Source organism: Neobacillus niacini (genome assembly GCF_036961885.1).
Classification (GTDB): Bacteria; Bacillota; Bacilli; order Bacillales; family Cytobacillaceae; genus Neobacillus; species Neobacillus niacini_H.
Window position 1 is genome coordinate 1 of sequence record NZ_JBALNQ010000044.1, and the last position, 14,279, is coordinate 14,279.

The window sequence follows — 14,279 nt, forward strand, 5'->3', positions numbered from 1 at the left end:
ATCTTTATTTAGTTGATTTCAGCTGATGAGTTGTTTTATAACAAAAACATGATTCTACATGGTCATTTACCATTCCGGTCGCCTGCATAAAGGCATAGCAAATCGTTGACCCAACGAATTTAAAGCCACGTTTCTTTAAATCCTTGCTTAGACGATCGCTAATTTCAGTTGTTGCTGGTACTTCTGATAAATCTTTAAAATGATTATGTATGGTTTTTCCGCCTACAAACGACCATATATATTTGTTGAAGGATCCAAATTCTTCTACCACTTTTAGGAATGCATGTGCATTGATGATAACTGAATTTATTTTTAGTTTGTTTCTAACAATCCCTTCATTTTGTAAAAGTTCAGCAATTTTCTTTTCATCATACAAAACGATTTTTTTTACATCAAAATTGTCAAATGCCTTGCGGTAATTTTCTCTTTTCTTCAAAATCGTATACCAGCTTAAACCTGCTTGGGCCCCTTCTAGAATTAAATACTCAAATAACAATCGATCATCATATACTGGTACTCCCCACTCATGATCATGATACTCAATATATAAAGGATCTTGATTAACCCAACCACATCTCTTCATCGTATTAACCTCCAATTTGGCCATAATTACTAACCATGTGACTAATTGATTATAATACATAGTGGGAACCTATTTAAATAAAAAAGTTGCCGAATAGCTCGACAGCCTCCCTGAAAATATCTATACATTTTCACTTTTTATTATTCGGCAAATGCTTTCCGTAGCAAAGGCTAATTAGCTTCACCTGATTTCAAGGCTTCATCTAATGAAGGCTCTACTAAATTAGTTTTTCATATTATCCAATAACAGAAATAACCCCAATCCCAATGACCGCAATAATAAACAAGTGCAATCCGTTATAGCGGAGTCCTGTTTGAACGCCTGATACACCTGCAATCCGACTTACCATTAAGTTTAAACCAGAGAATGGACTCAGTGCTGTAGAAATCGACCAAGTTAATAACAGCAACAGTGCCAGGCTGATATTACTAATTCCTAATTCTACAGCATTTAATTGCATGGCCAATGCCCCTACCGCTGCAATTTGGTGGATTCCGATATAGGTGATACATAATACAATTACCATAACTGCAATGGCAAATAACAGAACCGATTGGTGAGCAAGAGTAGTTAGAAAATCGCTAACTCCATTTGCCGCAGCCGTCCCTTTCATCGCAAAGGCTAACATCCCGGCACTCATAAAGAGCATGATTTCATTGTTTAACATCGAAACGGTTCGATCACGAAAATCTACTAATCTCGGAATAAGCTCATACCAGCGTTTGGATACAATTCCAAATATAAGAGGAATGATAATTGAAACAAGGCAAACGATTACAATCATCGACCAGTTAGTGATATGCTCAAAAACTAAGCATGAACCAATCAGCAGGATAACAAAAAACACCAATTTTACAAGTTGTTTTTGATGTTGTTTTTCTAAGGGTACCTTAACTCCTGCTTCTTTTGTGAGCGGGTGTCTTTTTTCCCAGATTGCAAACAAAACGTTACCAATAGCGAGAGACAGTAGCGAGAATCCAATTCCGTAGATAATATAATCCTTGTACGGTATGTTTAAGTAAAGCAAGACTAGTGATACCGATGCAAAGTATGGAGACCAAATGACTGCAGTAGCAAAACCAACTATATAGCCCTTAGCAGACAATGCGGACGGAAGTTTTAACTCCTCTAAAAATTCGTTTATGATTCTTACTGAACCCAAGTTTAAGATTGGTGTTAATAAAAATAATGTGCCGGAAATACCAGCATATAACTTTTTAGGATGTAACAATAGATTACGTAACAAGACAGAGATGGAATTGAAGTAGCCCCCCAATCTAAGTGGAATTGACAACAGCGGGGAAAGTGTGATTAGACTTAGTAAAGGGAGAATTAGGAATATTCCTTCACTGATTCCTTCTATTCCGGTATCTTTGTTCCACTCAATCAATAAGCCTGCAGTCATCATAATGATTCCTAGCCAGCGAGGAAACTTATCTGCCTTCAAGGTACTACCTAAGAATGCAAGCAATGATAGAGTAACAACGGTATATTCCAGCCACTGTAACTTTAAAAAATATTGAATTAAAAATATCACACACATCCCAATAATGAGATAACTTCTCATGCTGTCACTCCCTGTTAAAAAAAGTAAAAAGAAGTATAAGTTCCTTTTTATTTCAATTAAAATATTTTTTGATATTAATAGTAGACCTTATAATTGGATATTACAATTATTTTTAAATAACCTTCTTCAAATAATAACAATTTTCACAGACAAAAAAAGGGCAACCGTAATCTACGATTCTCCCCGTTTCGTTTTTGGTGCTACCTACTTTTCAATAGGACTTCTTCCCTATTATCTTCTGCAGGAGAAGCACGTTTGATAAAGAAAGCTAGAATTAATGCAACACCAATGATAATCGCCGATATTAAGAAGGTAAAGTTTATCCCTTCTAACGTTGCTTTCGTTGCTATTTGCTGTTTTATTTCTGCTAATGCAGAAGTGGTGGGCTGTTCGGCCATATTTTGCAAAGTGGATTGTGTTAGCTCTTTTCCATAGGATGCGGAACGATTAGACATGAGAGTGATTAATAGACCCGTACCGACAGCAGCTGCCACCTGCTGCAGTGTATTGTTCATCGCAGTCCCATGAGGATAAAACCTTTTGGGTAGTTGATTTAATCCATTCGTAGATACAGGCATAAATACCATTGACATTCCAAACATTCGAATAGCGTGTAAAATCACTAAAGACATATAGGTTGTTTCAAATGATAATAGGCTGAAGAAATAAGTTGTGACTGTGGTAATAAACAAGCCTACTAATGCTAAAATCCGCCCGCCAAATTTGTCAAACAACCTTCCAATAACAGGTGACATTAGAGCATTAATAATGGCTCCAGGCAATAACATTAAGCCCGCATCCATCGGGGATATGCCACGGATAGTTTGAACATATATAGGGAGTAGCAGAAAACCAGAAAACATGGCAATATTTACAATAGCTGAGATAGCTGATGACAGGGCAAACATATTATATTTAAAAATCCTAAAATTTAGCATTGGTTTTTCTTGGTTTAATTGTCGCAAGATAAACCATACCAACGAAGCAACCCCGATTATGATTGTTACATAAACTTGCGGGCTGTCCCAGCCTTTACTTCCAGCTGAACTAAAACCATAGAGCAGTCCTCCAAAACCTATGCTTGATAGTAAAAGTGAAAAGAAATCAAGTTTAATATCGACTTTCTCTTTTTTATCTTTAAGTTTAAAGAATCCTGTCAAAAGAATGACTACGGCAATCGGCGTTACGAAATTGAAAAGCATTCTCCAATGATAATGTTCAATAATCCAGCCGGATAACGTTGGGCCTATGGCGGGTGCAAACATGAGGATTAATCCAAATACCCCCATCGCAGTCCCCCTTTTTTCAATTGGAAAGCTAACTAACATCACATTCATTAACAGCGGCATCATAATAGCCGAACCCGAAGCCTGTACCATTCGTGCAGCTAATAATATCGGGAATACATGAGCGACCCCAGCGATAATGGTTCCTGCAGTGAATAATCCCATCGCAACTAAAAATAACCGGCGTACCGAGTATTTTTGTATGAGGAAGGCCGTAGAAGGAATCATGATCCCATTAACCAGCATAAATCCAGTAGTCAGCCACTGAATAGTTGCTGTATCTACATTTAAGTCCTCCATCATGGACGGCAAGGCAACATTTAATAAAGTGTTATTTAAGAAAGAAATAAATGCTCCTATCATAAGAACAGCAATAATTCCGTAAGGTGGTGAGTTTGTATTTTTTATGGATTGTTCCATTCGTGTCTTCCCCCTGAAGTATCCTGTTGATATATATTGGTAAATTCATACATGAAATCCATGATAAACTACGTTTAGATAAATTTCAATGAGCATTGTCTGTAGTAGATACTAGCGGATGGCGGAAGTAAAAAGACAAAACTCGAGATCTCTTTTAAAGAGTCCCGAGTTTTATCATGTTATCAATTCTTTAGAACTTGTGGCGTATTGTCCCGTTTATAAAAATACTGCAAAGCTAGTAAAATAGAGAATAATACTAATCCTATCATGTCAGTAATTTTTTCTGGATAAATTAAACATAATCCTGCAGCTAATGCTGCAACCCTTTCAATCCAATGTAATTTTCGCATCCAAAACCCAATTACTCCAGCACTAATCGCAATCATACCTGTAAATGCAGTGAACACAACCCAAATCAAATAAGTCCATGTTGTATCAATCATCAATAATTCCGGAGACAAAACAAACATATAAGGGATAATAAATGCGGAAATGGCAAGCTTAGTTGATTCCACCCCTGTTCGAAATGGCTCGCCTCCAGAAATCGCAGCTGCTGCAAATGCAGCTAATGCAACAGGAGGAGTAATATCAGCTACAATTCCAAAATAGAAAACAAACAAGTGAGCTGATAAATCTGGAACACCTAATAATATGATGGCTGGAGCCGCAATCGTTGAGGTGATGACGTAATTAGCTGTAGTGGGAGACCCCATTCCTAATATCAACGAAGCTATCATGGTTAAAAACAAAGTTGGCAGTAATGCCCCGCCAGCAAAATCTAGGAGTCCATTTGCCATTTTTAATCCTAGGCCTGTCTTTGTTACTACACCAACAATGATCCCTGCTGCCGCACAGGCTGCAGCAACACCTAATGCGGACCTGGCTCCATCTACCAATGCATCAATGATTCCTTTAAATCCAATTCTCGTATTTTTTTTCAACGCACTTACCACAACCGTTATAACAATCGACCAAAGTGCTGCACGAATGACACTCATTCCTGAACTTAACAAAAGAACAATAGCAATAATAGGAAGTAATAAATAGAGTTTACCTAGAACTTCTCTTTTACTTGGCATTTCTTCCTTTGTTAACCCGCGAAGACCAATTCGCTTCGCCTCGAAATGAGTCATGATCCAAATACCTGAAAAATATAGAACTGCTGGTATCGCTGCTGCTTTGGCAATTTCCCAATAGCTGATACCTCCAATAAATTCTACCATTAAGAATGCTGCTGCTCCCATAATTGGCGGCATTAACTGTCCACCTGTGGAGGAAGATGCCTCTACTGCACCTGCAAACTCCTTTTTATAGCCCAGGTTTTTCATCATGGGTATTGTAAAAGCACCCGATGTTACCACATTCGCAACTGAACTGCCGCTAATCGTACCTTGTAGAGCACTTGAAAAAACGGCAACCTTAGCCGGACCACCCACACTCCTGCCGGCAATAGCAATCGATAAATCATTAAAATACTCCCCAACCCCTGTTTTGATTAAAAAGGAGCCAAATAATAGAAAAAGAAAGATGAAGGTTGAGGATACGCCAATCGGTGTACCAAGAATCCCTTCAGTTGTGAAAAACATTGTTTGTACCAAACGATCTAATTCAAGTCCCCGATGGGCAATAGCACTCGGCATATAGGGTCCAAAAACCGCATAAATCATAAAACCAAGGGCAATAATCGTAATCGGCAGCCCTACCGTCCGACGGGTTGCTTCTAATACCAAAACGATAGCTGCAAGCCCGACATAAAAATCAACCTGAGTAACATTTCCAGCCCTCAAAACTAAATCATCTATCATGACTGGCCAGTATGCACCCACAACGATAGAAATAATTGCAAGAATGATATCATACCAAACAACTTTAAATTCCTTTCCCCTATTGATCTTTCGGGCAGGAAAAAGTAAGAATATAAGTGATAGAGCAAATCCTAAATGGACAGAGCGCTGAAGCTGTGCAGTCAGCATACCGAACACTCCTGTATACAGGTGAAATAATGAAAACAGTAATAAACCGGTAAATACAATCCAGCCAGCTGCACCGGTTAGTTTTCTAGTTCCTGCTTCCGGATCATATTTCTCTAAAAGTTCTTGCTGCTTCTCATCAGTTAGAGCCTGTTCAAATTGACTCAAGGATATTCACTCCTTTCCAAAGATCAAGAATGTTCAATTTACGAATTTCCACTTTTACAGATGTTCCTGGCGTTATTGATAGTGACAATGGATATTCCTCGTTTTGAAAAATAATTGTATGATTTGCACGGACCTGTCCGATTCGTAAGTGAAAGAAAGGAAATATCCGTTTCATATTTTTGATGTAATAGGAGCCATTTATCTGCTCAAACGTTTCACCTTTTTCAGCATTGGATGGCATACCGATGGAAAAATCCTCATACATCAGCTCATATTGTTGAATTTTTTTACCGGTTGTTATTTTGTAACTTTCAACGACATCTGATAAATGTATGGAATGGGTATATTTAATTTGAAATTTTGTTTCCTTGTTTGTAGGGATGTATGCTATGTCAGCATTGCGATTATTTGGCTGGAAGACAATGGCTTGTTTATAAGGTATGCAAACCAAGGAAATGCTGATGATTACTGTAATTAATAGATATAGTCGAAACTTTCTCATTTACCCCTCCCACCCGAAAAGAGAAGGCCGGCTCTTGTTTTAGCCGGCCACAGTTGAATGACAGTAAAGATTTACTCCGCTTTGACGCCCTTTTCATCAAAATATTTTTGTGCCCCAGGATGAACATCAATCCCAACACCTTTTAAAGCATTTTCTACCTTAATTAATTTCCCTTTCGCATGTGTCACTTTATCAAGGTTTTCAAAGATTGCTTTCGTAATGTCATAAACAACACCCTCTGATAGATTGCTATTTGCCACTAGCATGGCTTGAACCGCTACGGTAGTTACAGCAGCTTCTAATCCGTATGTTCCAGAAGGAATTTCTTCTTTAACATAGAAAGGATACTTTTTAATGAGCTCATCGATTTTGTCCTGTGTAATCAGAACAATAACGACATCCTCTGTAGCACCTAGACTTTCAACCGCACCCGTCGGAGTTCCAGCCGTTACAAAGGCTGCGTCAATCGTCCCATCCTGGATTCCTTGTGTAGACTCGTCAAAGGATAAGTCTTGTTTCTCAATATCATCAAATGTCATTCCATGTACTTCTAAGATTTGTTCTGCATTGGCAACCGTTCCAGATCCAGGTGCACCTACGGACACCTTTTTCCCTTTTAAATCTTCAACCGATGTAATACCAGACCCTTTTGTCGTTACAATTTGGATGGTTTCTGGATACAAGGTCGCTATCGCCTTAACATTATCCACCTTATTGTTTTCAAACATTAATTTACCGTCAACCGCATAGGAGGCAATATCTGTTTGCGAGAAAGCAATTTCAGCGTCCCCATTTTTGAGCGTAGTCATATTTTCTGCCGATGCTCCACTTGTTTCAGCATTGGCATCAATGCCTGTAGCATCTTGAATAATTTTTGCAAACGATCCACCCAATGGATAATAGGTGCCACCAGTACCTCCTGTAAGAATACTAATAAATTTTGGCTTCTCTTCCTTATCGCCACTACCAGGCTTTTCTCCTGATTCTTCACTTTTTCCACAAGCTGCAAGAAGCATCGATAGTGTTAAGAGAAAAACCATCGAAAGGTATAATCTTTTCTTTTTCATAAAAATTGCCCCCTTTTTATTAAATCTAGTTCATCAATCCATACTTATTATTCAAAAGTATTAAACTTGTCAATTTTTTCAATAATAGTTCTTTAGACCTATCCATAAACAAAATGAAAGCCCTCTCAAAAGAGAGGGCAAAAAAATTATTTTCGGTTCTTTTTAGCATTCTTTGTTAATCTGCCCAACAAAAATGCCCCAGCAGCTACACCAATCACCGTGTTGGTTCTTTTGTTAAAAACTTGCTTAGCAACAAGATTTAAGTTCTGTGGTCTTTCCGCAAGTCGTCTCATAAAGTATCCATACCAGTCATTTCCGAAAGGAACATAGGTACAAAAGTTATAGCCTTCGCTAGCTAATTTTAATTGAAGCTCTTTTCTAAAACCGTATAGCATTTGGAACTCATATTGTTCATTCGGTATATTATTTCGTTTTACAAAGTCCTTCACATGGTTGATGATCATGTGATCGTGGGTGGCAATGGAAGTAAATTTACCATTTAATAGATGCCATTCGATGAGCTTGATAAAGTTTGCATCGATATCTCGTTTATTCTGGTAAGCGCATTCAATTGGTTCCTTATAGGCCCCTTTGACGATACGTAAACGATAGTTTTTATATTTTTCAAGGTATTGATCAGCTTGTAGTAAATAAGCTTGAATAACGGTTCCAACATTGTCATATTCCCTAGACAAATCATCCAAGACATCGAATGAAGGCTGAAGGTGGCTTGTGTCTTCCATGTCAATATTAACAAAAATACCATAGTTGTTTGCTCGATCAACAATTTCTCGTAAATTGTTTAAGCAAAAACTGTAATCAATATCTAACCCTAATTGAGTAGGCTTTAAAGATATGTGAGCATCGACTTTATGCTCATGAATCGCTTCAATTACTTTTAGAATTTGTTCTTTCGCTTCTGTTGCTTCTCTTTCTTTAAAAACGAATTCACCTAAATTATCAACGGTACAAGAAATTCCCTGTGCATTTAACTCCTTAATACTTTTCATAACCTCATCGATGTTTGTACCGGCAACAACATTTTGTGCGCCCATTTTTAAACCATACTTTTTAGCAGCATTATTTAGGAATTGATTTTGAGATAAACTAATAAAAAAATCTTTCAACATAGCGATTACCCCTTGCTGTAGTAGTAATTTCAATATAATTTTAGCATAAAAGATTTATATTCTGTTGAAAGTTTTAATTTAATAGTCGAAATTTGATGATTAATAGAATTGGTTTAAAAGTTTAGCCAAATAAGACTGCTGAGATATTTCTCAGCAGTCTGTCCTGATTATCTTTATCTCCTATTTCGATTACGCAAAAATGTGGGAATATCAAGTGTATCATCTGTTTGTTGTCTTGGTCGCTCATGATTATGAATTGAATCTTCAGGTACAACCTGATCGCGTCTTGTGATACCTTGTGACTGTTGTCTAGTATTAATATCCCTATTAGGACTAGCTAATTTCGTGGCAGCCGGAGACACTGTTTCAGAAAAACCAGTTGCAATAACGGTAATCATAATTTCATCTTTATAGTTCTCATTGATAATAGAACCGAAGATCATATTTAAATCCTTGTCAGCAGCCGAAGAAACAACATCGGCAGCCTCTTGGACTTCATAAAGACTTAAATTGCTGCCACCAGTGATGTTCATTAGGACACCTTGGGCTCCATCAATTGAAGTTTCTAAAAGAGGGCTAGAAATTGCCTTTTTTGCCGCTTCTACTGCACGATCCTTCCCTTTTGCAAGACCAATACCCATTAGAGCAGTCCCTTGATTGGACATAATTGTTTTCACATCTGCAAAATCGAGGTTGATTAATCCAGGGACAGCAATTAAATCGGAAATCCCTTGAACACCCTGCCTTAGAACATTATCAGCCTCACGGAACGCTTGAATCATCGGTGTTTTCTTATCAACGATCTGTAGCAAACGATCATTTGGAACAATAATTAACGTGTCCACCGCTTGCCGCATTAAATCAATTCCAGCAGCTGCATTGGTTGCACGTTTCCGACCTTCAAAACCAAACGGACGTGTTACCACACCAATGGTCAATGCACCTAGATCACGGGAGATTTGTGCAATCGCAGGTGCTGCGCCCGTTCCAGTTCCTCCGCCCATACCGGCAGTAACAAAGACCATATCTGCCCCTTTTAAGACGTCTTGGAGCTGCTTTTTACTTTCTTCAACGGCATTTCTCCCAACCTCGGGATTCGCCCCTGCCCCTAACCCTCTTGTTAAGGTTGCGCCAATTTGCATTTTAATTTCAGCTTTTGATAGTTTAAGAGCTTGAGCATCCGTATTTACGGCAATAAATTCAACACCTTGGACCCCGTCTTCTATCATCCGGTTTACAGCATTATTCCCGCCACCGCCAACACCTATCACTTTTATTCTTGCTACTGAATCTATATCCATTTCAAAATCCCACATTAACTATTTCCTCCTGCTCTCCCACAATATTCATTGCCTCATTATTCTAAAAATTCAAGTGAATATATAAACTTTTAAGCTTTTTGCAGATTTTTATCGATATAATAAATTATAATCTAACTACAGCATATTTTTGTGAATATTGTCGAAACTTTTTTCTTTAAATTCTATTTTAACAAAAAACTGGGGATATTTATATAGTCCGGTAGTCATTCCTCTTTATTTATCAATTATTTTACATAAAAAGGGCTCAGTTCAGCGACTGAGCCCAATACTATGCAAAAATATTTTTAATGCTGTCTATTAATTCTTTAAAAAAATCTGCTATTTTTTGTAAAAAATTCTTATCACCAACTGCTTCCTCAATCCGTTGCTGGATATCTTGGGTAAGGTTTTCAAGCTGTGATTTAACATTATCAAAGTTTATATTTAGATTTCTCATTTTTTCAAACAAATCTATTAACAACTGGCGATCTTCAGCACTTAAGTTGATTTCTAGCGATTTTAATTTTTCATCAATTAGAGCTGCTAGTTCTTCTTTCGTTACTGGATTTTGCTCTGCTATTTCCTTTTTTATTTCTGTTAAAAGTTCACTTACTTTATCCTGATTCAGTCCTTCTTTTTTAGCTAAATCGGTAGCCAAGTTCAATTCCTCATTGGCAACCTCTGTCCGCTCCAAATTGAGAGTTGCACCATCACCTTCATCGTATGCTTTATAAATCCCAACCAAGGCTGAGTGTCCGCTGACTTTTACTGGTGAAGCTACATCTACCACTGCATCCTGAATCCCTGCCGTCAGCAAGGCATTTGCATACATTTCATCGGTAACTTCGGTAATATTTTCTGGGGTGACCTGGTTAATACTCAGCCCCTCTCCTGAATCCTTTCTAGTAATTTTAGCGGAGGAATACATATTCGAGTGGCGATCACCTTTAATATACTTAACTAGGTCCTCTCCAGAAACAGTAATCTCCTTTACTTTGCTAGTGTCAGTCACTTTTAAAAGCTTTCTCACTTCATCCTTTTGAGCAGCAGACAATGCTTCCCCATATACCACAATCGGCAGCCCAAACTTTTCGTTGATGCTTTCTTCATTTTTATCATTCGTATCGGCAAAAGCCATGCTTGTACTACTTACCGTTAAAATCAATGCAAAAATAATAGCGAATAGTGGGAATTTAAATAATTGATTCATAATATGTCACTCCTTTTCTCTAATATCTAAGTTGCCTCAATTTAATAGACGAAAAACCTGATAAATAGGTTTCAACTATTATTATAGTGTATGAACAAACGAACATACCATGCCTAAATTTCATTTAGGAGCTCCTTTACTCCTTCTATAACATCAAAAGGCATAACACCATAGTGGGATAATTTTTTTGCCTTTTCTTCACCAGCACGAGCATGTAAATAACTTGCAGCAATAAGTGCATTTAAAGGTGAAGCTCCCTGAGCAAGAAATGACGCAATAAGGCCTGTAAGAATGTCACCACTTCCTCCTTTTCCGAGTGCATCATGACCATGTGTGTTTATATAAAGTTCCCCAGACGGTGTTGCAATTACAGACCGATGTCCTTTCAATAGTAAGTAGATAGAATGTTCTTTGGCAAATTGAATTGCGATTTCAAGTCGATTTTCTTCTACTTCTTTGACAGTCTTATTCAACAACCTTGCCATTTCACCTGGATGTGGAGTCATAATGATCTTACCAGTATAGTTATTCAGCAAATCCAGTTGATTTCGAAGTAAGTAAAGTGCATCTGCATCAATGACAACATGCTGATCGGTTAAATAACCAAAGAGTGATTTCATCCACTCTTCCCCGCAAGGAAATCTACTCATTCCTGGTCCCACCGCAACCGCGTCAAATTGATGGAGGGAATGTGATAACTCTTGAATTGCGGCTGCAGCAAAATGCCCATCTTGATCTGTCAAAGGCAGAAATAAAGATTCTGGATTTTGTGCAGCAGCTATTGGATAAATACTTTCTGGGATAGCTAAGGTGACTAATCCAGCCCCTGAATGAAATGCCGCCTTTGCCGAGAAAATCGGGGCACCGACAAATTGCCGAGAACCGCCTAAAATCAGAGCATGCCCAAAGGTACCCTTATGACCATGCTTTGATCGGATGGGAACAGCAGCTTTGGCCAAATGTTCAGTAATTACCTTAGGTAAATCAAGTCCTAAGTCTTTGACAATCGAAGGTGGCACTGAAATATCTACTGCCTTCCAATCACCGACATATTGTGGTCCTTCATTTAAAAAGAAGCCTTTTTTCGGGAACACAAAGGTAATCGTCTTTGATGCTTTGATGGCCACTCCCTCAACCTTACCTGTATCACTGCTAACCCCAGATGGAATATCAACTGAAATGATCGGTTTCTTATCAGCATATGTATTAACAAGTGAAATAACGTCTTTTAATGGTTCGCGAACAGGTCCATTTACACCCGTTCCTAGAATTGAGTCAATAATAATGTCTGCCATAAATAAATCATCCTGTAATTCTGCGAAACTATAATCTTGAAATTGTTTTAGGGGTAAGCCCCTATTTAGATAAATATCTAAATGTTTTCTCGCATCGCCTTTTATTCGTTCAGGATCTACTAAAAGCCAAAGCTGTGGATGTAGTCCATGATCAAATAGCCTGCGGGCAATGACGAAACCGTCTCCGCCATTATTACCGCCTCCTGCTAGTACAATTACTTTTGGATTTCTACTTGCAGTACTTTTTAGTATTTCCTCTACTACTATAGCCCCGGCATTTTCCATTAACACAACACCAGGTAAACCGATTTTTTCAATGGTATACTGATCCATTTTTTGCATATCCTTTTGTCCTGCAGCAAACATGAAAATCACTCCATTTAGAGTTCTATACTTTAATAATAATGTAGTATGATGGAAATGGAAAATCTTAATAATAAAAGGAGGTCTTTCTAGTGAGTGAAAATTTCAAAGCCTTAGTCGTTGATAAGACAGAATCAGATTTCACTGTTGGGATTAAAAATATTTCTTATAATGTTTTGCCAGCTGGTGAGGTGTTAATCAAGGTTGCCTATTCGGGCATTAATTACAAAGATGGATTGGCTAGTATTCCTGAAGGGAAGATTGTCAGATCCTACCCATTTGTACCAGGGATTGACTTAGCAGGCGTGGTTGTTTCCTCGGAAGACCCTCGCTACTCGGAGGGAGATCAAGTCATTGCAACCAGCTACGAAATAGGTGTTTCTCATTATGGCGGTTACAGCGAATATGCACGGATTCCTGCAGATTGGATTGTACCATTACCTGAAAACCTTACTTTAAAAGAAGCAATGATCTATGGAACCGCCGGGTTAACAGCAGCCCTTTCTGTTCAGAGGCTAGAAGAAAATGGACTCTCTCCTGAAAAAGGTAAGGTGCTGGTTACTGGGGCTACCGGTGGCGTAGGAAGTATCGCCGTTGCCATCCTAGCAAAACGAGGCTATGAGGTTGTTGCCAGCACTGGTAAAGCAAGTGAACATGATTATTTACATAAACTCGGTGCAAATGAAGTAGTATCCCGGGATGAGGTTTATAACGGAAAGGTTAAAGCATTAGATAAACAGCTTTGGGCTGGTGCCGTAGACCCTGTTGGCGGAGAATCTCTTGCGGCTATTTTAAGTAAAATCCACTACAATGGTTCAGTAGCCGTCAGTGGATTAACAGGTGGTGGTAACGTTCCTACGACTGTGTTCCCGTTCATCCTTCGGGGTATTAATCTTCTTGGGATAGATTCTGTAAATTGTCCAATGCCTGTTCGCCAGCAGCTTTGGCAGAGAATGGCAGACGATTTCAAACCGGATGTACTAGGTTTGATTTCCAAAGAAATCAGATTGGAAGAAATACCACAGACCTTGCCTATCATATTACAAGGGCAGGCACGAGGAAGGTTCATCGTAAAAGTATGATCGAAAAAGCCGCAAAACGGACTACATGTTTGCGGCTTTTTTCTTTAGTTTAAAACTAGAATTAAAATGCCTCTTCTGATTCCCTCTCCCCACGTTTTTCCCCTTGAACGGGAATCAGATGCCTCTTCTGATTCCCTCTTGCCACGTTTTTCACCTTGAACGGGAAACAGATGCCTCTTCTGATTCCCTCTTGCCACGTTTTTCGCCTTGAACGGGAATCAGATGCCTCTTCTGATTCCCTCTCCCCACGTTTTTCCCCTTGAACGGGAATCAGATGCCCAACTTTATGGTGAATTCGTAACTTTTCAACTAAAACGACTATTTATCTCATTTCA

11 protein-coding genes are annotated in these 14,279 nt (G+C 38.4%); 1 reads left to right on the forward strand and 10 read right to left on the reverse strand.

The genetic code is table 11. From position 1 onward, the window contains the following. Nucleotides 1–4 precede the first annotated feature (4 nt). From V7124_RS17990 to V7124_RS18035, 10 genes are all read right to left on the reverse strand, one after another. Complete coding sequence (locus V7124_RS17990) at nucleotides 5–583, reverse strand: DNA-3-methyladenine glycosylase I (RefSeq protein ID WP_335420037.1); 579 nt, start codon at nucleotides 581–583, stop codon at nucleotides 5–7. A gap of 235 nt (nucleotides 584–818) precedes the next feature. Further along, complete coding sequence (locus V7124_RS17995) at nucleotides 819–2,150, reverse strand: TRAP transporter large permease subunit (RefSeq protein WP_335491854.1); 1,332 nt, start codon at nucleotides 2,148–2,150, stop codon at nucleotides 819–821. Between the two features lie 200 nt (nucleotides 2,151–2,350). Further along, nucleotides 2,351–3,856, reverse strand: coding sequence for a DHA2 family efflux MFS transporter permease subunit (locus V7124_RS18000; RefSeq protein WP_335491857.1), 1,506 nt, complete (start codon nucleotides 3,854–3,856; stop codon nucleotides 2,351–2,353). Nucleotides 3,857–4,038: 182 nt separating this feature from the next. Continuing rightward, entirely contained in the window at nucleotides 4,039–5,994 is a 1,956-nt protein-coding gene (locus V7124_RS18005) for a TRAP transporter permease (RefSeq protein ID WP_335420029.1), read from the reverse strand. Next, nucleotides 5,981–6,496, reverse strand: a complete 516-nt coding sequence (locus tag V7124_RS18010; RefSeq protein WP_335491860.1) for a DUF1850 domain-containing protein — start codon at nucleotides 6,494–6,496, stop codon at nucleotides 5,981–5,983. Before V7124_RS18010 ends, V7124_RS18005 begins: the two co-directional genes overlap by 14 nt. A 71-nt stretch (nucleotides 6,497–6,567) precedes the next feature. Then, complete coding sequence (locus tag V7124_RS18015) at nucleotides 6,568–7,563, reverse strand: TAXI family TRAP transporter solute-binding subunit (RefSeq protein ID WP_335491863.1); 996 nt, start codon at nucleotides 7,561–7,563, stop codon at nucleotides 6,568–6,570. A gap of 146 nt (nucleotides 7,564–7,709) precedes the next feature. Then, complete coding sequence (locus V7124_RS18020; RefSeq protein WP_335491867.1) at nucleotides 7,710–8,693, reverse strand: proline dehydrogenase family protein; 984 nt, start codon at nucleotides 8,691–8,693, stop codon at nucleotides 7,710–7,712. 173 nt (nucleotides 8,694–8,866) lie between these two features. After that, complete coding sequence (ftsZ, locus tag V7124_RS18025) at nucleotides 8,867–10,009, reverse strand: cell division protein FtsZ (protein WP_335491869.1); 1,143 nt, start codon at nucleotides 10,007–10,009, stop codon at nucleotides 8,867–8,869. 274 nt (nucleotides 10,010–10,283) lie between these two features. Further along, nucleotides 10,284–11,204, reverse strand: a complete 921-nt coding sequence (locus V7124_RS18030; RefSeq protein ID WP_420489581.1) for a DUF1002 domain-containing protein — start codon at nucleotides 11,202–11,204, stop codon at nucleotides 10,284–10,286. A 113-nt stretch (nucleotides 11,205–11,317) separates the two neighbouring features. Continuing rightward, the gene (locus tag V7124_RS18035) at nucleotides 11,318–12,865 is read right to left on the reverse strand and encodes an NAD(P)H-hydrate dehydratase (RefSeq protein WP_335491873.1); all 1,548 of its coding nucleotides are present in this window, start codon (nucleotides 12,863–12,865) and stop codon (nucleotides 11,318–11,320) included. Between the two features lie 89 nt (nucleotides 12,866–12,954). Between V7124_RS18035 and V7124_RS18040 the strand changes: the two genes are divergently transcribed. Next, a complete protein-coding gene (locus V7124_RS18040) occupies nucleotides 12,955–13,944 on the forward strand; it encodes an NADPH:quinone oxidoreductase family protein (protein WP_335491876.1) in 990 nt (329 codons plus the stop codon). Nucleotides 13,945–14,279 lie beyond the last annotated feature (335 nt).